16 protein-coding genes and 1 pseudogene are annotated in these 23,518 nt (G+C 65.8%); 14 read left to right on the top strand and 3 right to left on the bottom strand.

What is annotated here, in order from left to right:
* Together ABG80_RS02995 and ABG80_RS02990 are read right to left on the bottom strand one after the other, a co-directional pair.
* Positions 1 to 1,491: an HlyD family type I secretion periplasmic adaptor subunit gene (locus tag ABG80_RS02995; RefSeq protein ID WP_058086298.1), complete on the bottom strand. Its 1,491-nt coding sequence runs from the start codon at positions 1,489 to 1,491 to the stop codon at positions 1 to 3.
* The gene (locus ABG80_RS02990; RefSeq protein WP_083505764.1) at positions 1,488 to 3,749 is read right to left on the bottom strand and encodes a type I secretion system permease/ATPase; all 2,262 of its coding nucleotides are present in this window, start codon (positions 3,747 to 3,749) and stop codon (positions 1,488 to 1,490) included. Before ABG80_RS02990 ends, ABG80_RS02995 begins: the two co-directional genes overlap by 4 nt.
* A 302-nt stretch (positions 3,750 to 4,051) precedes the next feature.
* On the opposite strand from ABG80_RS02990, the gene ABG80_RS02985 reads away from it, so the two are divergent.
* Complete coding sequence (locus tag ABG80_RS02985) at positions 4,052 to 4,951, top strand: metal-dependent hydrolase (RefSeq protein ID WP_058086297.1); 900 nt, start codon at positions 4,052 to 4,054, stop codon at positions 4,949 to 4,951.
* 253 nt (positions 4,952 to 5,204) lie between these two features.
* Here the strand turns inward: ABG80_RS02985 and ABG80_RS02980 are convergent, their stop codons facing one another.
* Positions 5,205 to 6,191 carry an IS5 family transposase gene (locus ABG80_RS02980; protein ID WP_058086296.1) on the bottom strand — a complete coding sequence of 329 codons (987 nt, stop codon included), beginning with the start codon at positions 6,189 to 6,191 and terminating at the stop codon, positions 5,205 to 5,207.
* On the opposite strand from ABG80_RS02980, the pseudogene ABG80_RS23360 reads away from it, so the two are divergent.
* From ABG80_RS23360 to ABG80_RS02920, 13 genes and pseudogenes are all read left to right on the top strand, one after another.
* A pseudogene (locus ABG80_RS23360) lies at positions 6,190 to 6,807 on the top strand (GAF domain-containing protein); the annotation flags it as partial. The gene ABG80_RS02980 and the pseudogene ABG80_RS23360 sit on opposite strands and share 2 nt — an antisense overlap.
* An 80-nt stretch (positions 6,808 to 6,887) precedes the next feature.
* Positions 6,888 to 7,724, top strand: coding sequence for an efflux RND transporter periplasmic adaptor subunit (locus tag ABG80_RS23355; RefSeq protein WP_083505763.1), 837 nt, complete (start codon positions 6,888 to 6,890; stop codon positions 7,722 to 7,724).
* Between the two features lie 18 nt (positions 7,725 to 7,742).
* The gene (locus ABG80_RS02965) at positions 7,743 to 9,932 is read left to right on the top strand and encodes a PqqD family peptide modification chaperone (RefSeq protein WP_058086293.1); all 2,190 of its coding nucleotides are present in this window, start codon (positions 7,743 to 7,745) and stop codon (positions 9,930 to 9,932) included.
* Positions 9,929 to 11,944, top strand: coding sequence for a preprotein translocase subunit SecA (locus tag ABG80_RS02960; protein WP_152987426.1), 2,016 nt, complete (start codon positions 9,929 to 9,931; stop codon positions 11,942 to 11,944). The genes ABG80_RS02965 and ABG80_RS02960 overlap by 4 nt, the downstream gene beginning before the upstream one ends.
* Before the next feature lie 18 nt (positions 11,945 to 11,962).
* Positions 11,963 to 16,120, top strand: a complete 4,158-nt coding sequence (locus ABG80_RS02955; RefSeq protein WP_058086291.1) for a DUF4347 domain-containing protein — start codon at positions 11,963 to 11,965, stop codon at positions 16,118 to 16,120.
* A gap of 164 nt (positions 16,121 to 16,284) precedes the next feature.
* Positions 16,285 to 18,606 (top strand): sensor domain-containing diguanylate cyclase, encoded by a 2,322-nt coding sequence (locus ABG80_RS02950; RefSeq protein ID WP_058086290.1) that lies wholly within the window; start codon positions 16,285 to 16,287, stop codon positions 18,604 to 18,606.
* 40 nt (positions 18,607 to 18,646) lie between these two features.
* Positions 18,647 to 19,027 (top strand): helix-turn-helix domain-containing protein, encoded by a 381-nt coding sequence (locus ABG80_RS02945; RefSeq protein ID WP_058086289.1) that lies wholly within the window; start codon positions 18,647 to 18,649, stop codon positions 19,025 to 19,027.
* Complete coding sequence (locus ABG80_RS02940; RefSeq protein ID WP_058086288.1) at positions 19,024 to 20,295, top strand: type II toxin-antitoxin system HipA family toxin; 1,272 nt, start codon at positions 19,024 to 19,026, stop codon at positions 20,293 to 20,295. Before ABG80_RS02945 ends, ABG80_RS02940 begins: the two co-directional genes overlap by 4 nt.
* A 220-nt stretch (positions 20,296 to 20,515) precedes the next feature.
* Positions 20,516 to 20,932 carry a PAAR domain-containing protein gene (locus tag ABG80_RS21140; protein WP_083505762.1) on the top strand — a complete coding sequence of 139 codons (417 nt, stop codon included), beginning with the start codon at positions 20,516 to 20,518 and terminating at the stop codon, positions 20,930 to 20,932.
* A gap of 2 nt (positions 20,933 to 20,934) precedes the next feature.
* Positions 20,935 to 21,432: a DUF4123 domain-containing protein gene (locus ABG80_RS02935; protein ID WP_058086327.1), complete on the top strand. Its 498-nt coding sequence runs from the start codon at positions 20,935 to 20,937 to the stop codon at positions 21,430 to 21,432.
* Positions 21,426 to 21,773: a hypothetical protein gene (locus tag ABG80_RS02930; RefSeq protein ID WP_058086287.1), complete on the top strand. Its 348-nt coding sequence runs from the start codon at positions 21,426 to 21,428 to the stop codon at positions 21,771 to 21,773. Before ABG80_RS02935 ends, ABG80_RS02930 begins: the two co-directional genes overlap by 7 nt.
* A complete protein-coding gene (locus ABG80_RS02925) occupies positions 21,773 to 22,375 on the top strand; it encodes a restriction endonuclease fold toxin 5 domain-containing protein (RefSeq protein ID WP_058086286.1) in 603 nt (200 codons plus the stop codon). The genes ABG80_RS02930 and ABG80_RS02925 overlap by 1 nt, the downstream gene beginning before the upstream one ends.
* The gene (locus tag ABG80_RS02920) at positions 22,372 to 23,097 is read left to right on the top strand and encodes an immunity 52 family protein (protein ID WP_083505761.1); all 726 of its coding nucleotides are present in this window, start codon (positions 22,372 to 22,374) and stop codon (positions 23,095 to 23,097) included. The genes ABG80_RS02925 and ABG80_RS02920 overlap by 4 nt, the downstream gene beginning before the upstream one ends.
* The last annotated feature ends 421 nt before the right edge of the window (positions 23,098 to 23,518 follow it).

The following is a 23,518-nucleotide window of genomic DNA, read 5'->3' as shown; positions in this document are numbered from 1 at the left end:
TTACCGTTCCTTGAGGCTTTCACTGACATGCGACTGCACGGGGCTGAGCAGGTATTCGATGACCCTGCGCTTGCCCGTCTTGATTTCCGCCGTGAGGTTCATCCCCGGCGCCAGCCGAATCGCTTTCCCATCCACATCGATCGCATGTGCCGCTAGCGTCAGCGTGGCCGGGAACACCGCCCCACCCGAGGCGACTGCCTTGCCATCCTTGTCTGCCCGCACGCTTGGCTCTTTCATCACCGCATCGGCCGTGATGGTCGTCACCTTGGCCTCGACCGTGCCGTAGCGCGTGAAGGGGAACGTCTCCAACTTGATGGCCGCTTCCTGCCCCAGGTGCACAAACCCCACGTCCTTGTTCTCCAGCGTGACCTCGGCGGTGACCTGCGCGGCGTCGGGCACCACCACCATGAGCACCTGCGCGGGTGTGACCACGCCGCCGGTGGTGTGCACGGCGCGCTGCTGCACGGTGCCGCTCACGGGCGCGCGCAGCGTGGTCAGCTGCTCGCGCTGGCTGGTCTTGGCGCCTTCTGCTTGCAGCGAGCGGGCCTGCAGGTCGGCCTTGGCATGGCGCTCGCTCAATGTCTTGAGCGCCTCGGTGCGCCAGGCCGCCAGGGTGTGCTCGGCCTGCGCGATGGCGGCCTTGACCTCGACCAGGCGGGCGCGCTGGGTGGCCAGGTCGCGCTCCATCTCGATGCGCGCCTGGGTGCGGTCCTGGCCGGCGTGCTGGCTCACGAAGCCTTGTGCCTGCAGGGTCTGGAAGTCGTCTTCGCGCTTGCGCACGATGGGCAGCGTGGCCTGCAGCTTCTCGATCTGCTCTTTGACGGTTTGCAGCTCGGCCTGGCGGGTGTCGATGTCGGCTTGCAGGCGCGCGAGCTGGGCCTGCGTGTCGCGCCACTCGGCGTCGAGCTGGCTGCGCATGAGCTCGCGCTCATCTGGGCTCAGGCCGTTGCTGGCCTGGCGGGCTTCTTCGGGCAGCACAGGGGCTTTGGTGCCACGCTCGCGCAAGGCTGTCAGCAGGGCTTGCGTGCGCCAGGCTTCTGAGAGGGCGCCTGAGCGCTCCTGGTTGACCCGGCTGTTGTCCGCCTGGGCGCTGGTGGGGTCTAGCTCGATGAGCACCTGACCAGCCTGCACCTTGTCGCCATCCTTGACGTGGATGGCCTTGACCACGCTGGCTTCGAGCGGCTGGATGAGCTTGGTACCGTCGCTCACCACGATGCGCCCTGGCGCCACGGCCACGATGTCGACCTGGCCGATGCAGGCCCACAGCAAGGCGATGGTGAAGAGGGCCATGATGGTCCACAGCGCGCGGCGGGGTGCTGGATGGGGCGGTGTGGCCTGAAGGCTCAGTGCAGCGGGCAGGAAGGCGGCTTCGTCGGCCATGCGCGCGGGGCCGGCCAGTTCATGGCGGTGGGCCCAGGCAGTTTGCACCACGGCGCGGTAGCGCTGCAGCAGGTCGAAGAAGGGGTGGCGGGTCGATGCTGCGTTGCTCATGCTTGGCCCTCCGGTGCGTCGTCGCTGCCGCCTTGCTGTTGCATGCGCCACAGGTAGGCGTACAGCCCCTTGGGCCTCTGAATCAGCACCTCATGAGGACCGGACTCCACGATGCGGCCCTTCTCCATGGCCACGATGCGGTTGGCGTGGCGCACGGCACTCAACCGGTGCGCGATGATGATCACCGTGCGCCCCTTGCTGATGGCCGCCATGTTGCGCTGGATGATGGCCTCGCTCTCATAGTCCAGCGCCGAGGTGGCCTCATCAAAAATCAGCACACGTGGGTTGGTGAACAGCGCCCGCGCAATCGCGATGCGCTGGCGCTGCCCGCCCGACAGCGACGCGCCTTGCTCGCCCACCACCGTGTCGTAGCCCTCGGCCAGCTCGCTGATGAAGTCGTGCGCGCCGGCCAGGCGGGCGGCGTGCATGATGGCTTCGAGCGGTGCGGCCGGGTCGGCCACGGCGATGTTCTCGCGCACGCTGCGGTTGAAGAGAAAATTGTCTTGCAGCACCACGCCCACCTGGCGGCGAAGCTGCGCCGCGTCCACCAGGCTGATGTCGATGCCGTCGACCAGCACGCGGCCCTGCTCGGGCACGTACAGGCGCTGCACCAGCTTGGTCAGCGTGCTCTTGCCCGAGCCCGAGCGCCCGACGATGCCGATGACCTCGCCGGCGCGCATGTCCAGGCTCACGTCATGGAGCACGGGGGCGGCCTCGGGCCGGTAGCGGAAGGTGACGTTGTCCAGCGTGATTCGGCCTTTGAGCTGGGGCAGCTGGGCCGCCGTGCTGGGCGGCACCTCGGTGCGCGTGTTGAGGATGTCGCCCAGGCGCTCCATGGAGATGCCCGTTTGCTGGAAGTCGGTCCACATCTGGGCCATGCGCATGATGGGCTGGGACACGCGCCCGGCGAACATGTTGAAGGCCACGAACTGGCCGACGGTGAGCTCCTGGTCCATCACCAGCTTGGCGCCGAACCACAGCGTGGCGGCGTTGATGAGCTTGCCAATGAGGTTGATGCCCTCGTGGGCCCAGGTCGCCAGGGTCTGGGTCTTGAAGCTGGCCGAGACGTAGGCGGCGAGCTGGTTGTCCCAGCGGCGCGCCATCTGGGGCTCCAGCGCGTTGGCCTTGACCGTCTGGATGCCGGTGATGGTCTCGACCAGCAGGGACTGGTTCTCGGCACCCCGCGCGAACTTCTCGTTCAAGCGCCCGCGCAGGATGGGCACGACCACCAGCGTGAGCAAGGTGTACAGGGGCAGGCTCAGCAGCACGATGAGGGTGAGCTGCCAGCTGTAGAGCAGCATCACGGCGATGAAGAGCACCGAGAACAGCACGTCGAGCACCAGCGTGAGGGCCTGGCCAGTCAGGAAGCTGCGGATGTTCTCCAATTCGCGCACGCGGGCGACCGAATCGCCCACGCGGCGGGCCTGGAAGTAGGCCAGGGGCAGTTGCAACAGGTGGCGGAACAAGCGCGAGCCCAGTTCCACGTCCATGCGGCTGGTTGTGTGGCTGAAGACGTAGGCGCGCAGGCCTGTGAGCAGCGACTCGAAAACGACCACCACCACCAGGCCGATGACGAGCACGTCCAGCGTGGTCAGGCCCCGGTGCACCAGCACCTTGTCCATGACGACCTGGAAGAACAGCGGGCTGACCAGGGCGAAGAGCTGCAGGAAGAAGGAGACCAGCAGCACCTCACCCAAAAGCTTTCGGTGCTTGACGATGCTGGGGATGAACCAGCTGAAGTCGAACTTGGCGAGAGCCCCGACGAGGCTGGCGCGGCTGGTGGCCAGCAGCAAGGTGCCGGAGCCAGATGGATTGCCAGCCGGGGCCCAGCGGGCAACAAAGGCCTCCATGGGCTCGATGGTGGGGCGGCCACCGCCTTCGGCCGACGGGTCTTGGTAGAGCACGCGCTGACCGTCGCATTGCGCCAGCAGCACCCAACGCTCAGCGCCATCGTCAGCGCGGATGCGAGCCAACGCAGGCAAGGCGGATAACGACAAACGTGATCCTGTTGTCTGGCTGAGCTTGGCCTTGAGGCCAACGTGCTTGGCGGCCAGCAGCAGCTCGGTGTCTGAAACCGAGCTGGAGGCGGTCAAACCCAACTCGTGGGCGAGCAGGCCTGGGTCGGCTGCGATGTGGTGCAGCCGAGCAAGCAGGCTCAACGCCTGCAAGGCTGCGGAAGGATTTGATTCGTCGCACGCCTGCGCCGCCGCCTGCTCTGAAGAGCTGGGCAGCGGGTGTGCTGCAGCGGTGTACTGCATGCCATCCCTGATGTGTTGTTGCTTTGTGCAGAAAGCGTAACCGAATCGGCCAAAAGTGCGACCCTCCTACGGGGGAGCTTTGCGCGGTTAAATGTAACGAACCGATTCGGTCGCCTCAATGACGGGGCGTGGCCTGTCGCCCCCAATGCCACCCTGTCGCCCCCGATTCACCCCCAATTGCTTCGCGCGCGAAGTTGTCCGATCCGGTCACGTTCTGTCCACCTCTGTCATGCCGACCCGATGTGCAATGCACCCGAGCCGCCGTTCGGCCCCACCGACTCAGCGCAACCGAGGAGACACCCATGACCCCGCAGCCAACCCACGCACAGCAGCAATCCCGCCCCATGCAGGCGCGTGAAAAGCTCGACTTCCAGCTCGACGAGCACATCCCGCGCTTCTGGAACGGAGGCGATCCCTACAAAACCCGCTTCTTCGACGCCATGTCGCTGACGTTTCCGATCGGTGAGCGCTACTTCATCAGCAGCGTGCGCGCCTACCGCGACCAGGTCACCGACCCGAAGTTGCTGCAGGAGGTCAAGGACTTCACACGGCAGGAAGCGCAGCACGGCATCGTGCACGCGCAGTTCAACGAGATGCTCGAAAAGCAGGGCCTGAACGTGGGCTGGACGCAGCGCTTCCTGGACAACAAGTTCAAGTGGCAGCTCAAGGTGTGGCCCAAGTCCTTCAACCTGGCCTACACCGCTGCGGCCGAGCACCTCACGGCCATGATGTGCACCACCTTCATGGAGCGGCCCGACATCATCGAAGGGTTCGACCACCGCATCCGCGCGATGTACGCCTGGCATTCAATCGAAGAGGTCGAGCACAAGGCCGTGTGCTTCGACGTGCTCACCAAGGTGGCCAAGGCGAGCTACTTCACGCGCATCGCCGGCCTGATCTACTTCAGCATCGAGTACCCGATTGGCAACTGGTACATGGTCAACCGCATGCTCAAGGACGATGGCTTTGGTTTCTGGTCGCGCATGAAGATGCTGGCCAAGGGCGCCTGGTGGTTGTACAAGCCGGGCGGGGTGTTCCTGCCGGCGGCCGGTTTTTACCTGAGCTACTTCAAGCCAGGCTTTCACCCATGGCAGCACCAGGAGATGGGGCGCTACGACACCTGGCTCAAGGCCTTCGAGCGCAGCGGTGACCCGGTGGTGGCCGGCGAAGCCTATGCGCAGGAGGTGATGGCGGCGCGCTGAGGGGCGCCTCCAGGTGGCTGGTCTGCTCGGCGACCGTCTGGTTGTGCAAGCGCTGGTGCCATCCGTGAGAAACGGCACGTTTGTGCCCCCTTGTTTGCCGCGTTGAATGTGGGGCGTCCGGCCTAGGGAAGGTCTGCACAAATGAGCGCTGACCATGGCTGGGTGTGCTGACATGACCGGAACGGCGGCTGAACGCTCTTGCGGCAGGCGTTTTGAGCGCGTTTCGCGCCCATTTCCCATGCGCAGGGCGCACTCATGCCAGGCTCCCCATCAAGCGCCTGCGCACCATCCACAGATTGGCCAGCGCAAACAGCGTTTGCAACTGCGCCGTGTTCTTGGCCAGACCGCGGTAGCGCACCTTCACGTGGCCGAACTGGCGCTTGATGACTCGGAATGGGTGCTCCACCTTGGCGCGGATGCTGGCCTTGATCCGCTCGACCTGTTCGGTCAGCGCATCCATCGGGTCGGCCTTGTCCAGCAGCTTGCGCAAGCCCGGACGCATGGCCACATGCCACGTCACATCTTCTTTGGCGTCGGGTCGCTTGTGCGCACCTTGGTAGCCGGCGTCGGCAAACACATCCATCTCTTGACCGTGCAGCAAACTGTTGGCCTCGACCACATCGTTGACGTGACCGGCCGTGCCGCGCACGGTGTGAACCAGACCCGAGTCGGCGTCCACGCCGATGTGCGCCTTCATGCCGAAGAACCACTGCTGGCCCTTCTTGCTCGTTCGCGGCTGTGCGCTCGCGCCGCTCACCATCTCCGGGTCGCGCTCACCGCTGGCGTTCTTGGTCGAGCTCGGTGCCGAGATCAGCGTGGCATCGACCACCGTGCCACTGCGCAGCATCAGGCCTTTGGCACCCAGCAGCAGGTTGACTGTTGCCAGGATCCGCTCGGCCAGCTTGTTCTTCTCCAGCGCATGACGGAACCGCAAGATGGTGCTCTCGTCAGGCAGTCGGTCGTCCCAGCCACCCAGACCAGCGAAGTCACGGAACAGCGGCATGTCGTGCAGCGCTTCTTCCATCGCCGGGTCGCTCAGCGTGAACCACTGCTGCATGAAGTGGATGCGCAGCAGCGACTCCACCGGGAACGGCGGACGGCCGCGTTTGCCTTCGGGCATGAACGGCGCGATCTCCGCCACCAGGTCGGACCACGGCACCACCCGGTCCATCTCGTCGAGGAACTCGCGACGGCGCGTGCGCTTCGTCGAGGTTCCCAATCCAAGGCTGCTCTGCTTCATGGGCTCAATGGTCTCAGGCAATCAGGTCTGGGCCAAGCACATGTCTGAGCGGTTTATGCAGACCTTCCCTAGCATCCGGATCATGAGCGAACCCCTGGCTTCTGCGCTGCCAACGTCACCTGCGGGTGACGGCGGTGTGTCGCGCTTGAGCGAGCGGGCCCTGCAGGGCCTGTTGCGCGAGCGCGGCTGGCGAGCGGCCACGGCGGCCTTGTGCACGGAGCTGACGCTGGCGCTGGGTTGCCGGCGCGTGGCGCTGGGTTGCCGGCGCGTGGCGCTGGGTTGCCGGCGCGTGGCGCTGGGCTGGCGTGTTGACGGGCGCGTTCGCGTGGTGGGCTTGTCGCACGGTGCGCAGCTGGCCGAGCACCCGGTGCTCGGGGGCGTGGCCGAGGCCATGCACGAAGCCATGGGCCAGGGCCTGACCCTGTGCGTGCCACGCGTGGCCGATGGCTCGGTGCGCATCACGTTGGCGCAGCGCGCGCTCATCAAGCGCGAGGGCGTGGCTGCGGTGTTGACCGTGCCCTTGGCACAGGACGGCGAGGTGCTGGGCGCCTTGCTGTGCGAGCGCGATGACGGGCGCTTCACGCCCATCGACAACATCGCCATGGAAGACGTGGCCCGAACGGTGGCGCCGCTGCTGCGCCTGTTGCACGAGGGTGAGTTGTCCTGGCGGCAACGCTGGCAGCGCAGCTGGCGTGCATGGGTGGCCGCAGACGACCCCAGGACGCGGCGTTTGCGTCAGGCTGGCCTGGGCATCGCGGGGTTGATGCTGGTGGCTTTGATGGCCGTGCCTTTGCCGCACCGCGTGCAGGCCAACGCCCGGGTCGAGGGCGCCGAGCAGCGTGGCCTGACCGCGCCGCTGGATGCCTACCTGCGGCAGTTGCACGTCAGGCCGGGCGACTTCATCAAAAGGGTCAGGTGCTGGCGCAGTTGTCCGACGAGGACTTGCGGCAGCAGGCGCGCAGCCGAGAGGCCGAGGTCGCGCAGCACGACAACGCTTTCGTCGATGCCTTCACCAAGGGTGAGCGCAGCCAGGCGGCGCAGGCCCAGGCACGTGCCGCCGAAGCGCGGGCGCAGTTGGCGCTGGTCGAGCAGCAGCTGGCGCGCACGCGCATCACCGCACCTTTTGATGGCGTCGTGATCGCGGGGGACCTGAGTCAGAGGCTGGGTGCGCCGCTCAAGCGCAGCGACTTGCTGTTTACCGTCTCGCCCATGACGGGCTGGCGCGTGGTGCTGGAGGTCGATGAGCGCCAGATCACCTGGGTGCAAACCGGCCAGGTCGCGCGGCTGCTGCTCACGGCGCTGCCGAGCCAGCCGGTCGAGTTGAAGGTGCAGCGAATCACGCCGGTGGCGCGCACGGTCGATGGTCGCCAGCGCTACGAGGTCGTTGCCGACCCGGTTGGGCAGCCGCCTGCCGGATGGCGCCCTGGCTTGCAGGGTGTGGCGCGCATCGAGCTGCCCCCCGAGCCCTTGGGTTGGCGTTGGGGTCGCGAGGCCTGGCAGGCCTGGCGTTGGGCCAGCTGGTCCTGGTTCTGAGTCCACCCAGGTCAGGCCATGGAAGCGTCCTTGCTGTCATCGCAGTGGTTCCGGGTGGCCACGCTCAAGCCGCACCTGCGGCCCCAGGTCAGCGTGGTGCGCCAGCAGGCCCGTGGTCAGCTCTGGTACGTGCTGCACAACGAGGCCAGTGGCCGCTTTCATCGGGTCAACGAGCGTGCTTACGAGGTCGTGGGCCGGCTTGATGGTGAGCTCACGGTCGATGGGCTTTGGCGCGAGCTGATCCAGCAACAAGGCGATGACGCGCCGTCTCAGGACGATGTGCTGCGGGTCTTGGGCCAGCTGGCCGAAGCCGACTTGCTGCAGGCCGAGCACATGCCCGACCTGCGTCGGCAAGTCGAGCGTGGCCTGGCTCGAGAGCAGGTGCAGGCGCGCAGCCGGGTGCACCCGCTGTCCTTTCGGGTCAAGCTGTTCGACCCTTCGCCGTGGTTGCTCAGACTGGGCGGCATGGCGCGGTTGGTGTTCAACCGCGTGTCACTGTGGATGTGGGTGGCTTTGCTGGCCACAGGGGCGTGGGTGGCCTGGCAGAACGGGCCTGAGCTGATGGCGCATGCGCGCAGCAGCCTGTCACAACCGCGTGTGCTGTTGATGATGTGGTTGATCTACCCGCTGCTCAAGGCCTTGCACGAGTTCGGCCACGCGCTGGCGCTGCGCCGATGGGGCTGTGCCACGCACGAGGTGGGCCTGACCTTCCTGTTGCTGATGCCCCTGCCGCACGTGGACGCGACGTCGTCTTTGCGCCTGCCGGATCGCTGGGCCCGAGCCACCATCGCGGCCGCCGGCATCATGGTCGAGCTCGGCGCGGCGGCGGTGGCCGTGATGGTCTGGGCGGCGGTGCAGCCTGGCTGGTTGCGCGATGCGGCCCTGGTCACGCTGACCTTGGGTGGCATCTCCACCCTGGTCTTCAATGGCAACCCCTTGATGCGTTATGACGGCTATCACTTCCTGTGCGACGCGGCGGGTTTGCCCAACCTGGCCGGGCGCAGCCAGGCGCACTGGCGCCAGCGCCTGACGGCCTGGACCGCGCGCTTGCTGGGCTCGCCCGTGGCCGACGCAGACGACGCGAACCTGCGGCTTGACCTCACCGAACGCCTGGCCTTGTGGTCGCATGCGCCAGCCGCCTGGTTGTGGCGCTTGACGGTTGGCACCGTGATCGTGGCCTGGCTGGCAGACCTCTCGACCTGGTTGGCGGTGGCGGGTGCGGTCTGGGTGGCTTGGGGGCTGCTGGCCGCACCGATCGCGGCCTGGGTGACCGATGTGACCTCCGCGCCCGAGCTGGCGCCGGTGCGAGGGCGCGCCCGTGCGCTCATGCTGGCCGTGGTCAGCGCGTCCTTGTTGTGCACCCTCGTGTTGCCCTGGCCCGCGAGCTTGCACGCCGATGGCCTGGTGTGGCTGCCGCAGGAAGCCCAGGTGCGATCGGGCAGCCCGGCGCGCCTGGCGCAGGCGCTGGCCCGCGATGGTGACCTGGTTCAGGCCGGCCAGCCTTTGATGAAGCTGGTGGCCGATGAGCTGCTCGCCGAAAAAGCGGTGCTCCAGGCCCGCATCGCGGCGTCCGAAGCACAGCGCAGCGCGGCCTGGGCCACGGACCCTGTGGGGGTGTCGCAGGCCGAAGAAGCCGTGGACCGTGACCGCCAGGCCCTGGCCGAAGTCGAGCGACGCATCGCCGGTTTGACCGTGCGCGCGGGCGTGGCGGGGCGCCTGGTGTGGCCGCATGCTGCCGACATGACGGGGCGCGATGTGGCCGAAGGCGAGGTGCTGGCGCAGGTGTTGCCACCTGGCGGCGCTCGGGTGCTCGTGGTGGTCAGCGAAGCCGATGTGGGGCTGTGGCGAGAGGCTTTGCGCCGTCGCCGCGCGGGTGATGATGACCTGCACGTGCTGTTGGCCGACGCCAGGGGCACGGTGTGGCCCGCCAACTTGGTGCGTCAGGTGCCTGCTGCGCTCGATCGTTTGCCCGCTCCTGCACTGGGCAGCGCCGCAGGCGGGCCGGTGGAGGTGGACCCGGCGGATGCGGATGGCACGCGCCCCTTGCCCCCGGTTTTCACGTTTGAGCTGCTGGTGCCGCAGGCCGTGGCCGAGCGGGTGGGCGCGCGCGCGCAGGTGCGCCTGACGCTGGCGCCGCAGACCTTGGTCGATCGCGTGTTCTTCCGCATGCGTCAGCTGCTGCTCAGCCACATGGGGGCGCTGGGGTGAGTGACGCGTCGGCGCGTCGCCTGCCCGCGTCTGCTGCGGGCGAGCGGTCGGCGGGGCTCACGCCCAGGCCGGGACCCGTCTGGGGGAGCTACCCGATGCGGCCGGTGCCGCGTTGGCCCAAGCAGGCGCTGCTGTCGGCCGGCAAGGCCTGGCTTGCCCAATGGGGCCGAGGCCAGGCGAAATCGGTGCGCGAGTTGTGCAACAGCGTGCGCGTTCACCAACCCCCCTTGCAGGCCATGTCGGACGAGGCCTTGAAGCTCATGGCCTGGCAGGCCCGAGCCGGCTTGTTGCAATCGGGTTTGACGGGTCACCCCTTGTCGCTGGCGCGGGCCGTGGTGTCGGAGGCGGTGCGACGCGAGCGCGGTTGGTGGCCGCGTGACACACAGATCGAGGCCGCGGCCTGGATGCTGCACAACCACCTCGTTGAGCTGGGCACCGGCGAAGGCAAGACCCTGGTGGCCCAGCTGGTGGGGGCCACGGCCGCTTTGGCCGGTGTGCCGGTGCACGTGCTCACCTCCAACGACTACCTGGCGCAGCGAGACGCCGACGAGGCGCGCGGTGTGTGCGACCGCCTGGGCCTGAGCGTGGGCTGCATCCAGCACGACGACAAGCCCGATGCACGCCGTCTCACCTACGCTTGCGACCTGGCGTACGCCAGCGCTCGCGAGGTCGTCTTCGATCATTTGCGGGACCGGCTCGGCGCCTCGGAAGAAGGGCGGGGCAACCCCGCTGCGCACGAGCAGCCTGTGTTGCGCGGCCTGTGCATGGCCGTGCTTGACGAGGCCGACAGCCTGCTGATCGACGAAGCTTCCACGCCTTTGATCCTGTCGCAGCAGGTGCGCGACGACGAGTTGCCCAGGTGGCGCCTGGCGCTGTTCCTGGCCAGGCAGATGAAGCCGGGTGAGCAGGTGATCGAAACCGCCCCGGGCCGCTGGCAGTTGACCGATGCAGGCCGCGAGTGGCTGGGCCAACGCGCCCGCAACCTGGGCACGGAGTGGCAGCTGCGGCGTTTGCGAGAAGAGTGGTTGACGCAGGCGCTCACCGCCTTGCATGCGTTCCAGCGTGATGTGGATTACGTGGTGCACGACGGCGAGATCCAGATCGTGGATGTGCACAGCGGCCGGCGGGCGCAGGGGCGCAGCTGGTCGCGTGGCCTGCACCAGCTCATCGGCCTGAAGGAAGGCTTGCAGCCTGCGCCAGCCACGCAGACCTTGCTGCAGATGACCAGCCAGCAGTTCTTTCCGCGCTACCTGCGCTTGTGCGGGCAGAGCGGCACCCTGAGCGAGGCGCGCTGCGAGTTGCTGGCCACTTACGGCCTGCCGGTTCGGCCCGTGGCGCCTCACCGGGTCAGCCAGCGTCAGGACCTGGGGCTGAAGGTGCACGCGCATGCCCAAGCACATTGGCAGGCTGTGGCCGAGCGGGTGATGGCTTGTCGGGAACGCGGGCAGCCCGTTCTGGTGGGCACCCGCTCGGTGGCCGATTCGGTGGCCTTGTCAGGCGTGCTGCAGGCGCTGGGCTGCGCACACCGTGTGCTCAACGCCAGCCAGGACCAGGCCGAGGCCGAGGTGGTGGCCCAGGCCGGCGAGCCGGGTGCGGTGACCGTGGCCACGCAGATGGCGGGCCGAGGCACCGATGTGCACATCGGTGATGCGGCGCAGGCTTTGGGCGGTTTGCACGTCATCGTCGCGGGCCTGCACCCGGCGCGGCGCATCGACAGGCAGCTGGCTGGGCGATGTGCCCGGCGCGGCCAGCCCGGCACGCACGAGCGTATGGTGCACCTGGGCGACGAGGGTTGGTCGCCGTGGGCGCCTGCGTGGTTCAAGCGCGGCCTGGCGACGCTGCTGCTGCGCTGGCCCGGCTTGGCGGCGCCGGTTGCGCGCCTGGCGGTGCGCTGGGTGCAAGGGCGTCACGAAGGTGCTGCCGCGCAGGCCCGCTGGGCCCTGCTGCAGCAAGAGGAACAACTGGCCAGCCAGCTCAGCTGGCGCGGTCGGCACCCCTGGGACCAGGCCTGACCCCCGGACTGTCTCCGAATGTTCCGCCGCCGTCCCGCCCCCGCCCGCGCCACGCCCCAGCCGCGCCTCCTTGTGGAGGAGCTGGATCCACGCGTGCTGTTTTCGGCAGACGCCGAGGCGGTGCTGCCCGGCCTGAGCTGGCAAGCTGATCCGCCTGCAGGGCCGCAGGTCGAGACCACCCTGGTGAGTGCTCACCAGGTGCGCAGCACCCAAGACGCGGCAACCACGGGTTCGCAAGCCGAGGCGCCGCGCCACGAGGTCGCATTCGTCGATGGGGGCATCGACAACACCGACCAGCTCATTGCCTTGCTGCAGCAGCAAGCCCAGGCCGATGGCCGTGTGCTCGACGTGGTCCGGCTGGACGCCAACGCAGATGGCCTGCAGCAGATCGGCGACTGGTTGGCCCAGCATCAGGACCTGGACGCGGTCCACGTGTTCAGCCACGGGCAGGCGGGCTCGCTGCAACTGGGCTCGGCGGTGCTCGACAGCACCACCTTGGCCGAGCGGGCCGGTGAGCTCGTGCAGTGGTCGCAAGCCTTTGGGGAAGACGGCGACCTGCTGCTCTACGGATGCGACCTGGCCGCCAGCGCCGAAGGCAGGCAGCTGCTGTCCGACCTGTCCTTGCTGACCGGTGCCGACGTGGCCGCCAGCGAGGACCGAACCGGCGCCAGTGCGCTTGGCGGTGACTGGGTGCTGGAGCAACGTGTCGGGCAGGTCGAGACTGCGGTGGCGCTGGGCGAGGGCCTGCAGACCCAATGGCAGGGCGTCCTGGCCACAGCCACCTTCCAGCAGGGGGTGTCCAGCTACACAGGCACGCAGGACACGGTCATCAACTCTGCGGCCCCGAACACGGCAGACGGCAGCAACACCTTGTTGAACATGCTGAATGCAAACAACGATGCCAAACAGGTCTTGCTGCGCTTTGACAACCTGTTCAGCAGCGGAGGGGGCAGCATCCCGGATGGCTCCGTCATCACCTCGGCCACGGTGCGCCTGTACATCACCGAAGACGGCACAGGTGATGCCTACCTGCACCGCATCCTGGCGGCGAACTGGGATGAATCGTCGACCTGGAATTCGCTGACGAATGGCATCTCGATCGACAACGTGGAGGCCTCTTCGACCTCGGCTGGCGCCAACGACCTCAGCAGCAAGAACGTCTACACCACCTTCACCGTCACCAGCACCGTGCAGGCCTGGGCCAATGGTGCGAGCAACCTGGGCTGGATGCTCTACACCGATGGCAACGAGGTCGCGTTCGCCAGTTCCGAGAACGGCACCTCCGCCTACCGTCCGCTGCTGACCATCAACTACACCGCCCCCACGCCGCCGGCGGTGGACCTCAATGGCGGCGTGGCTGGCACCGGTTACTCGGCCTCGTACTTCGAGAACACGCCCGTCAACATCACCAGCAGCACCCTGGCCACGGTGACGGCTGGCACCAACGGCGTCAGCCCCAACCTCAGCGGCATGACGGTGACCATCAGCAACATCCAGAACGCCGGTCTGGAGTCGCTGCTGGCCGATGTGACAGGCACCAACATCAGCAAGTCGTACAACGCCACCACCGGGGTGCTCACGCTCAGCGGCAGCGACACGGCGGCCAACTACCAGCAGGTGCTGCGCACCATCCAGTACGACAACGCTTCCGACCACCCGAGCACCACCACCCGCACGATCAACTTCGTGGCGATGGACCCGTATGGCGGCAACAGCGCCACCGCGACCGCTTCGGTCACCGTCACGCGGGTCAACGACGCACCGGTCATCACCAGCAACGGTGGTGGCGCCACCGCCAACGTCAACGTCAACGAGACCCTCACGTCGGTGACCACGGTGGTGGCCACCGATGCCGAGGGCAGCGCCATCACCTACAGCCTGGGCGGCATCGACGCCTCGCTGTTCAACCTCAACAGCAGCACCGGCGTTCTGACCTTCAAGAACGCCCCCGACTTCGAGAACCCTCAGGACAGTGGCGGCAACAACGTCTACAACGTGACCGTGTACGCCAGCGACAGCCTGCTGCTGGACCAGCAGGACATCGCCATCACGGTGCTCGACATGCCGACCACGCTGGTGGTGGACACCACGGCCGACACCAACGACACCGGCCTGGGCACGGGCTTCAACGTCGAGCAGCTCAACGCCAGCAAGGGCACGGACGGCAAGGTTTCGCTGCGCGAGGCCATCATCGCGGCCAACAACACAGCGGGCCTAAACACCGTCACCTTCAACATCACGGGCTCGACGGGTGCCTACGGCGAGTACACGATCACGCTGAGCTCGACGCTGCCGACCATCTCCGAAGCGATCTACCTGAACGCGGCGACCCAGGCCGGCTACAGCACGCACCCGCTCATCGTGCTCGATGGCGAAGGCGGCAGCGGACACGGCTTCACGCTCAACTCGACGGCCGACGGCAGCACCATCCGCGGCTTCGTGATCCGCGACTTCTCGGCCGATGGCATCCACATCGACTCGGGTTCTGACAACCACACCATCGTTGGCAACTACATCGGCAGCTTCAACGCCGATGGCAGCAACGCAGGAACCGGAGAGCGCAACGCATCCGAAGGCATCGAGAGCTATGGTGCCAACGTGCTGATCGGGGGCATGACGGCGGCAGATCGCAACGTGATCTCCGGCAACGCGTCGGCCTACAACATCTACCTGGCCAGCGGTGCCAATGGCACCACCGTAAGCGGCAACTACATCGGCACCGATGCCGCTGGCACCAGCGCCTTCACCAGCACCAACAGCGCCTACGGGATCATGCTGGAGACCTCCGCCAGCAACGTCACCATCGGTGGCACGGCAGCCGGGGCGGGCAACGTCATTTCCGGCTTCAGCAACCGGGGCGTGTGGGTCACCACCACGGGCACGGTGACCGTGCAGGGCAACAAGATCGGCACCGATGTCACGGGCACGGTTGACCTGGGCAACACCGGCTACGGCCTGTACGTGGACGACGGCGGCACCGTCACCGTCGGTGGCACGGCGGCGGGCGCGGGCAACCTGGTGTCGGGCAACGATGGCGGTGGCATCTACATCGGTGGCAGCGTGACCGCCACCGTGCAGGGCAACATGCTGGCCCTGATGCTCAGCCTGAGCACGGCAGGCTTGCTGGTCTATTACTTCTACCTGCGGCGCATGCTGCAGCACCTGGACCCATCCCAGGCCATCCCCGAGCGCGTGAGGGCGGCTTTCGATGCCCTGGCCGAAGGCCTGCTCGTGCTCGATCATCAGCAGCGCATCATGCTCACCAACGAGGCCTTCTCGCGGCTCTACCCCAGCGAGGGCGCGCAGCTGGGCAGACCGGTGTCGGAGCTGGCCTGGCTCAACGATGCGCTGGGTGACGCGGCCAAGAACCCACCCTGGCTGGTGGCGATGAAGACCCGCGAGCCCGTGCTGGGCGTGCAGGTGCGCATCACCGGCGAAGACGGCCAGGCACGCCAGGCCCTGATGAACTGCGCCGCCATCTGCGATGCCAAGGGCGCTCCCCGGGGGTGCGTGGTCACGCTCGACGACGTCACCGAACTCGACCGCGCCAACGTCCGCCTGCGTGAAGCGCTGGGCGAGCTCGAGCGATCGCACGACCGCATCCAGACGCAGAACGTCGAGCTTGAAAAGCTCGCCAACCACGACCCGATGACAGGCTGCCTGAACCGCCGGGCTTTCTACGCCCGGGCCGAGCCGCTCTTTTCTCGCGCCCGCGAGCAGGGCACGCCCCTGGCCTGCATCATGAGCGACATCGACAAGTTCAAGAACTTCAACGACACCCATGGCCACGCCGTGGGCGACCAGGTCATCCAGCAGGTCGCGGCCTTGCTCAAAACCTCCCTGCGACCCGAAGACCTTCTGTGCCGCTACGGAGGCGAGGAGTTCTGCATCGTGCTGCCCAACACCCCGTTGCCCGAGGCGCTGCGTGTGGCCCAGCGCATGCGCGCTCGCATGGAGGCCGAAGCCGGCCCGGGGGTGACCAGCGTGGCGGGCTTGCGCATCACCTCCAGCTTCGGTGTGTGCACCCTGCCTGAAAGCCAGGTGGCATCCCTGGACAAGCTGATCGAGCAGGCCGACGCCGGCCTGTACGCGGCCAAGGAAGCGGGGCGCAACCGGGTCCGCTATGCCCCCGGCGTGCAGGCTTCGCTGGATGTCGTGAAATCGTCCACCGCCTGAGGTGCCTTGTGGCGCCCAGGCCGTTGCCGAGCAGTGTTTGACACCAGGCAACGCCTGACACAGCGGGCAATGGCTTGGCGCACAATGGAATCGCGCGGGTGTCTTGCGGGCCTGCGAGGTGTCGATGTGCGCCGCAAGCCCCTTGACCCAATGCCCCCTTGGCCATGGCCCGCACACCTGCTTCCGCATACCAACACCTGCCGGTGCTGGTGCCCCTGGCGCTCAGCGTCCTGGCCTTGCTGTTGACCCACCTCGCGCTCAGGCAACTCGAAGAAAGCGAGCGAGACGCAGCCTTTGCCAAGCAGGCCGTGAGGCTGCATGAACGCCTGGCTCAGCGGCTTCAGATATGCGATGCCATCTTGCGCGGTGCGGCGGGGTTGTTCGCGTCGTCCCAGAACGTCACCCGCGAAGAGTTGCGTGAGTACGTCGTGGCCTTGAGGCTGGAAGAGGTCCAACTGGGCATCCAGGGCTTGGGTTACTCGCAGCACATCCTGCCCGCTGACCTGCCCGAGCACCTGCGAGAGGTCCGTGCCAGCGGTTTTCCGGCCTACGACGTCACGCCCAACGGGCAGCGGGATCACTACAGCGCCATCGTCTACCTCGAGCCCTTCACCGGGCGCAACCTGCGCGCCTTTGGCTACGACATGATGTCCGAGCCAGTGCGCAGCGAGGCCATGTCGCACGCTCGTGACCAGGGCGGCATCGCATACAGCGGTGGCGTGCGATTGGTTCAGGAAACCGATGCCAACGTCCAGACCGGGGTGCTGGCCTACCTGCCGGTCTACGAAGGTGGCATGGTGCCCGTGTCGACCGAGCAACGCCGCGTTCGCCTGAAAGGCTGGGTCTACAGCCCCATCCGCATTGGCGACCTACTGGGTGCCGTGTTCCAGGACGAACTGCAACGCGTCAAGGTGCGCCTGGTCGACCAGGGCATCAACAGCCAAGGCAAGCCACAGGTGCTGTTTGAAAGCGCCCCGCAGGTTCAGCCCGATGGCGTCATGCAGGACGAGAGCCTGCCCGAGGTCAGCCTGACCATGTGGTTGCACGGGCGCCAATGGGAGGTGCGCTACAGCGCGCTGCCTGGCTTTTGGCCGCTCAATGGACGAAACACGCATGCCCTGACGCTGGCTGGCGTGGCGCTGGCGGGGGCCTTGCTTTGCGCCCTGACCTGGAGCCTGGCGAACACGCGCGCGCGCGCCCGCGTCATGGCGGCCTCGCTGGCCAGCGAGCTGGCCGATGGCGAGCAGCGCTTTCGGCTCATGGCCGAGGCCTTGAAGGACCACGCCATCTTCATGCTCGACGCCCGCGGCGTCATCATCAGCTGGAACCAGGGCGCGGAACGCATCAAAGGCTGGCACGCCGACGAGGCCATCGGCCGGCACTACAGCTGCTTTTTCTCCGAAGCCGATGTGGCGGCAGGCAAGCCTCAGCAGGCGCTGGCCACGGCCCTGGTCAACGGCCAGTACAGCGAAGAGGGATGGCGCCAACGCAAGGACGGCACGCTCTTTCGGGCCAGCGTGCTCATCCTGGCCTTGTGCGATGCCCAGGGGCAGGTCAAGGGCTTTGCCAAGATCACGCGCGACATCACCGAGGCCCACGAACAGGCCGAGCGCCTCAAGCTGGCGGCCACCGTGTTCCGCTCGACCCAGGAAGGCGTGGTGATCAGCGACCCGCAAGGCCGCGTGATGGCGGTGAACCCGGCCTTCGAGCGCATCACCGAGTACCGGGAGTCGGACGTGCTGGGCATGAACCTGAGGTTGCTCTCATCAGGTCGGCACGAGCGGGCGTTCTTTCAGAACTTGTGGCGCGAGCTGCTGGAGACGGGCACCTGGCAAGGCGAGATCTGGAACCGCCGCAAGGGCGGCGAAATCTTCCCGAGCTGGTTGGCCATCAGCACCGTGCGCGATGACCAGCAGCGCGTGATCAACCACGTGGGCGTGTACACCGACATCACGCGCATCCCCCATGCCGAGACACAGATGGAGCGCCTGGCCCACCACGATGCGCTGACCGAGCTGCCCAACCGGCTGCTGCTGAACTCGCGCCTGGCTCACACGCTGGAGCGCACGCAGCGTGGGGGCGGCCGGTGTGCGGTCATGTTCCTCGACCTGGACAAGTTCAAGCCCGTCAACGACCAGATGGGTCACGAAGCCGGGGACGAACTGCTGAAGGCGGTGGCCAAGCGATTGCGCCTGCACCTGCGCGACAACGACACCGTGGCCCGCATCGGGGGCGACGAGTTCGTGGTGGTGCTCGAAGACCTGAGCAGCCCGGAGGGCGCCGAGGTGGTGGCGCGCGCCATCATCGAGCGCATGCAGCGCCCCTTTGCTTTGTCCGGTGACCGGGAGGCCCACATCGGGTGCAGCGTGGGCATCGCGATGTTCCCGCAGGACGGCACCGATGGCGAAACGCTGCTGCGACATGCGGACGCTGCCTTGTACGCGGCCAAGGCGGCGGGGCGGGGGGTGTTCAGGTTCTTTTCATAAATAGATGTTTGTTTTTTGGCATTTTTGATAACATGAATGAATGCCAAAACCATCTCGCGCCCTCGCTTGCATGCCGCCCGCCGTGCTGGCGCAGATGCGGCAGTTGGGTGAGCACCTGACCATCGCACGCAAACGGCGCAAGGCCTCGCGAAAGGCCTGGGCAGAGCGCATCGGTGTCACCGAGCCCACGCTGGCGCGCATGGAAAAGGGCGACCCATCGGTGGCATTTGGCAGCTATGCCACGGCCTTGTGGCTGATCGGGCGTGCACAGGCCCTGGCCGAGCTGGCGCCTCCTGATCTTGACTTGGGCGCACTGGAGAACGATGTCCGCACGGCGTCGATGCGTTCCGTGCGCAAAGGGTCTGCTGTCTATGGCGGTTTGCAGCAGTCGGCGCAACTGAGCGCAGGCAGCAAGCCATGAGCGACATCACCGACGCCCACACAGAGGCCCTGACCGGCCCCTGGGACGAGCTGCACCTGTGGTGGTTGGGGCGTCCGCACTCCCCCGTTCCGATCGGGGTTCTGAGCTTCGTGTCGTCCATGCGCGGGGCCTCCCTGCGCTATCACGAGGACTGGTTGAAACGCGGCTTCGCTTTGAGCGAAGACCTGCCCTTGCTCGACCAGGTCTTCTTGCCCTCAAGCAAGGACACGGCCGCAGGCGCGGTCGATGACGCCCGCCCTGATCGCTGGGGCGAGCGCGTCATCCGGCTGCTGGATCGCCCGGCACGCCTGTCCATCATGGAGCACCTGTTCCTGGCCGGAGATGAGCGCCTGGGTGCGCTCGGGGTGTCGCTGTCGGGCCAGGTGTACCTGCCGCGTGCACAGGGCCCGCTGCCAGCTTTCGCCGACGCACAGGCGCTGCACGACGTGGTTCGCCAGGTCGAAGCGGGCACCCCGATTCGCGACGAACTCAAGCGCTTGATCGCGCCTGGCGTGACCATGGGCGGCGCCCGGCCGAAAGCGCTGATCCAGATGGATGGGCACCCGTGGGTGATCAAATTTGCCGAAGCGGGTGAGCTGCTGGACGAGCCGCTCATCGAGCACGCGACCATGACCCTGGCCGCACGTGCGGGCATCAACGTGGCGCCCACCCGGGCGATTGCCTTGACCAAAGGCCACGCGGTGGCTGTGCGCCGCTTTGACCGCCTGCCCAGCCCGGATGGCCTGTTGCGCCTGCACGCCTTGTCTGCCCACGTGGCTTTGCGCGCTGCGGGTGAAGAGATGGGCTACCCCGAGCTGGCGCAGCTGCTGCGGCGCCGAGGCCCTTTGCGCGATGGCATCAACCAGGCGCAAATGCACGAGCTGTTTCGGCGCATGGTGTTCAACATCCTGATCGACAACACCGACGACCACGAGAAGAACCACGTGCTGCTGATGAACGAGCGCTGCGAGTACGAACTCTCGCCCGCGTTCGACGTGTTGCCGACCGGGCAGGCGCTGGGGTATCAGCAGATGCGCGTGGGCCGCGACGGCGCGGTCTCATCCATCGACAACGCCTTGTCGGACGCGGCCTTGTTCGGGCTCAGTGCTCAGCAGGCGCGCGATGCTGTGCGGCGAGTGGCTGAGGTGGTGGACGGGTGGCGAGCGCACTTCAAGGCATGTGGCGTGCGCGATGCGGATGTCGAGATGCTGGCGGGGCAGGTGGATCGGGAGGGGTTGGTGAGGCAGAGGGAGGGGGAACACGCTTAAGGAGAGACTGCACAAATCCGCCGGCCATGGCAGGGTGCACTGACATAACCAGATTGACGGCTGAACGCACCTGCCTGTGGCAGATGGTCTGGCCGTGATGTCGCGCTTCACCTGGCCAAACTGGCGCTTGACAACATGAAATGGGTGCGCCAAGTTCGCCCCCACGACCTTGGCTGTCTGCTAGATTTCGAACCAACGACTAAATCAGAAGAGGACAGCCATGGCCACGTTGCCATTTGTTGTGCTGGGCGACCGAACCAGTCATGGGGGAACGGTCATCAGCGCCGATTACACCTTCGCCATCCATGGCAGGTATGTCGCGCGCGCAGGTGACATGGTGACGTGCCCCCGATGCCGGGGCACCTTCCAGATCATTTCGGGGGCTTCTGACATGACCTCTATGGGGCAGTCACCAGTCAGACACGGGGATAAAACCGCATGTGGTGCAGTGCTGATTGCTGGCCAGGCGGTGGCCACCTGGTCAGATAAAAGCTTGACGGGTGATCCTGCTGCCGACGACAAAGCAGCCGCCTTGACGCAAGCAGCAAGCATCGCGGCGCCAACGACTTCAGGCGTCTGCCTTGAATGCTTGATGAAAGCAGCGGAGTCCGGCAGCTCTACCGTTCTGCGGGAGTGAGCATGGCCATCGATGTCACTTTGAGACTGGCCGAGCTGCGCCAAAATTTTGCTGGGCTTCGCTTGTACGCCCTGGTAGATGGGGTGCAGTACCAAGAACACCGAAGCGAACGTCTGACCTTTCAGCCTGGGTTCAGGGCCTTGTTCGCCGGCACGCCTGACGAGCCCTTGGCCCACGCTGGCCCTTGGCTGGTAGATACCGCAGAAGTTGGTGAGGAACGAACCGACGACCTGGCGCAGCTCGAGCGCGAAGCCCCGGCTGTGACCTGGCTGATTGCGCCCCAAGACCTTGAGGGCCTTGCCCAGTTGCTGCAGTTGCGTCTCGACACCAAGCTACCAGATGGAAGAACGGCTTTGCTGCGGTTTTGGGACCCCCGCGTTTTGGTCAGCCTGGCGCAGTTGCTGGACGAGGCCCAACGCGGGGAGTTCTTCGCGCACATCGAAGAATGGCATTTGTTGCACAACGGTAAGCGTGCATGGATTGGGAGGCAGTCATGCTGACGCTGACAGAGGCGCAATGGCGCGAACTTCAAGCCCATGATGCTCGCCAGTTTGTCGTGACCGTGGCCGAACAGTTCTTGGCCAACAGGCCGGACATGCTCGAACAACCTGGTCGAAATGGGGTGATCGAGCGCATGCAGGCTGCCTATGACTACGGTGCTCGCATCGGATTCACATCCACGCCGCACGTCGTGCGCTTGATGTACCTGGCTGCTGACGCGCCATGGATACACGACGACCCTGTTGTCCATCATCACTTGAGCAAGCCTGGCGCAACGCCAGAGCAGCGGCTGGATGATCTGCTAGCGGTCATGAACAAAAAGCTTGAGAGGGGTTCCTGATGGTGGCTATTGTTGTTCCAGCGGTTGAAGCTGCTGCTGTGAGAGTATTGGCCGCGCTTGGTGTCGGCGTTGTTGCCGGCGCGGCCGGAGAGGCTGCGCGTGATGCAGCAAAGAAGCGCAGCGAGGCCGCTGACCAGGCCAAGAGCGCCCCTATTGCCAAAACCGAAGCCACGACCAGGACGAAGGAAAAATGCAAGGAATGCCCGCCAGACAAGGGGGCGCCTTTCAACAGGTCTACGGCCGGTTGGTCTGAAACCTCGATCGCGTATCAGGCGCGAATTGGTGGGCTTCCGGTTGGGGCTGGCTTCATCACAGAATGGCTCTTCAACGGTGTCACGTTCGATGGCTTCGATTCAAGCGAATGCCTCTTGAAGGAAGCGAAGGCAAAGTACGACCAATTCTTTGACGAATTCGGCTATCGGAGAGACTTTTGGAAGGGAGATGAAGCACTGTTGGCCCAGGCAGTCACGCAGTCTACGGTTGCCTTACCCCAGCCCCCAGTGCAGTTGCGGTGGTACTTCATGGAGCCGTTGAGTTGCCGCTATTTCTCGAAGATTTTTTCATCCGCGAAGTTGCGCATTGAAACGGTATATCAACCATGAAACACGCCTACGAACTCGTACTTTCTTTTCGCCACGAAGGTGAGCTAACAGTTGGCGGCATGCTCGGTGAACTGCAACGATTCGTTGTGTCGCTAGAAGGGCTCTCCCCCAACCTCCGAGACTGGTTGCTCGCTGGCGATACCAAGGAGGAAGCACTGCTATATGAGGCCTTCAAAAACGGTCAGCCGACGACCGCTGCACAAGCCGTTCTGGAAACAAATCTAAAAGGGCAAGCCGACCCGAAAATCATTACTATCTGGAACGGAATGGAACGCTATGAGGGTGCGTCTCTCAGGTTCTTGGCTCGACCACAAGAACACGCAAGTCTCGTAACCCTTGTTGGGCGACCGAAGTCTTTCTCATCAAGTTGGCAAGCGATTGTCAAGGTGATTGAAACAGGGGCTCTAATCTGGAGTCCAGACTTCATCGCGCTGGAAAGCAACGGGTACTACGAGCACAGAACATTCAAGGATCGTCCCGGCGTTGGGTGGATGCTCTACTTGCCCCGAGTGCTGACCGTCCAACAAGTTCCCGAGGCTCGCGCGCTCGTGCCTGTCATGGGTAAGGACGCGAACGGCAAAGACAGGCAGCTTGGCACGATCATCGTCAGCGTCACCGACGAACCTTTTTCCGACGAAAACCCAGAGCATGTCAAGATTGCCAACGCCATCGAGACCCGGCTCGTCGATCAGGACTTTTTGCCTCGCTATTCCGAGCTCTGAAAGCGCGTCGCGCGAAGCTCTGCTCCGCTTCGACGAGATGCAAGCAATCATCGGTATTCTTGAAAGCGGTGATCTAGACTGAAGTACCACGATGCCAGCGCGCAGCCATGGTTCCGGACAGATCACGTATTCCGATGATCTAGAATCCCTCACCTCCGACACGCCCGGCGCGGGGCGTTCCGGCCAGATCACATATCCCGATGATCTAGACTAGGCGCGGCGAGCTGATGACCCGCATCACCGTTCCGGCCAGATCACATATCCCGATGATCTAGACTCAAACCTTTGGGGCACTTCTAGAAACCTCTCTCATCCGGAAGGCGCCTGAGACGGCATGATGGAGCGCATGATCACCCCACGCATCAAGCCCTCGGCCTTCTGGCGTCGCCAGCCCGGTGGCGACCTGTTTGTGCAGGACCAG

The organism is Aquabacterium parvum (genome assembly GCF_001447195.1).
Taxonomy (GTDB): Bacteria; Pseudomonadota; Gammaproteobacteria; order Burkholderiales; family Burkholderiaceae_C; genus Aquabacterium; species Aquabacterium parvum.
This window is presented reverse-complemented; position numbering and strand designations above follow the sequence as displayed.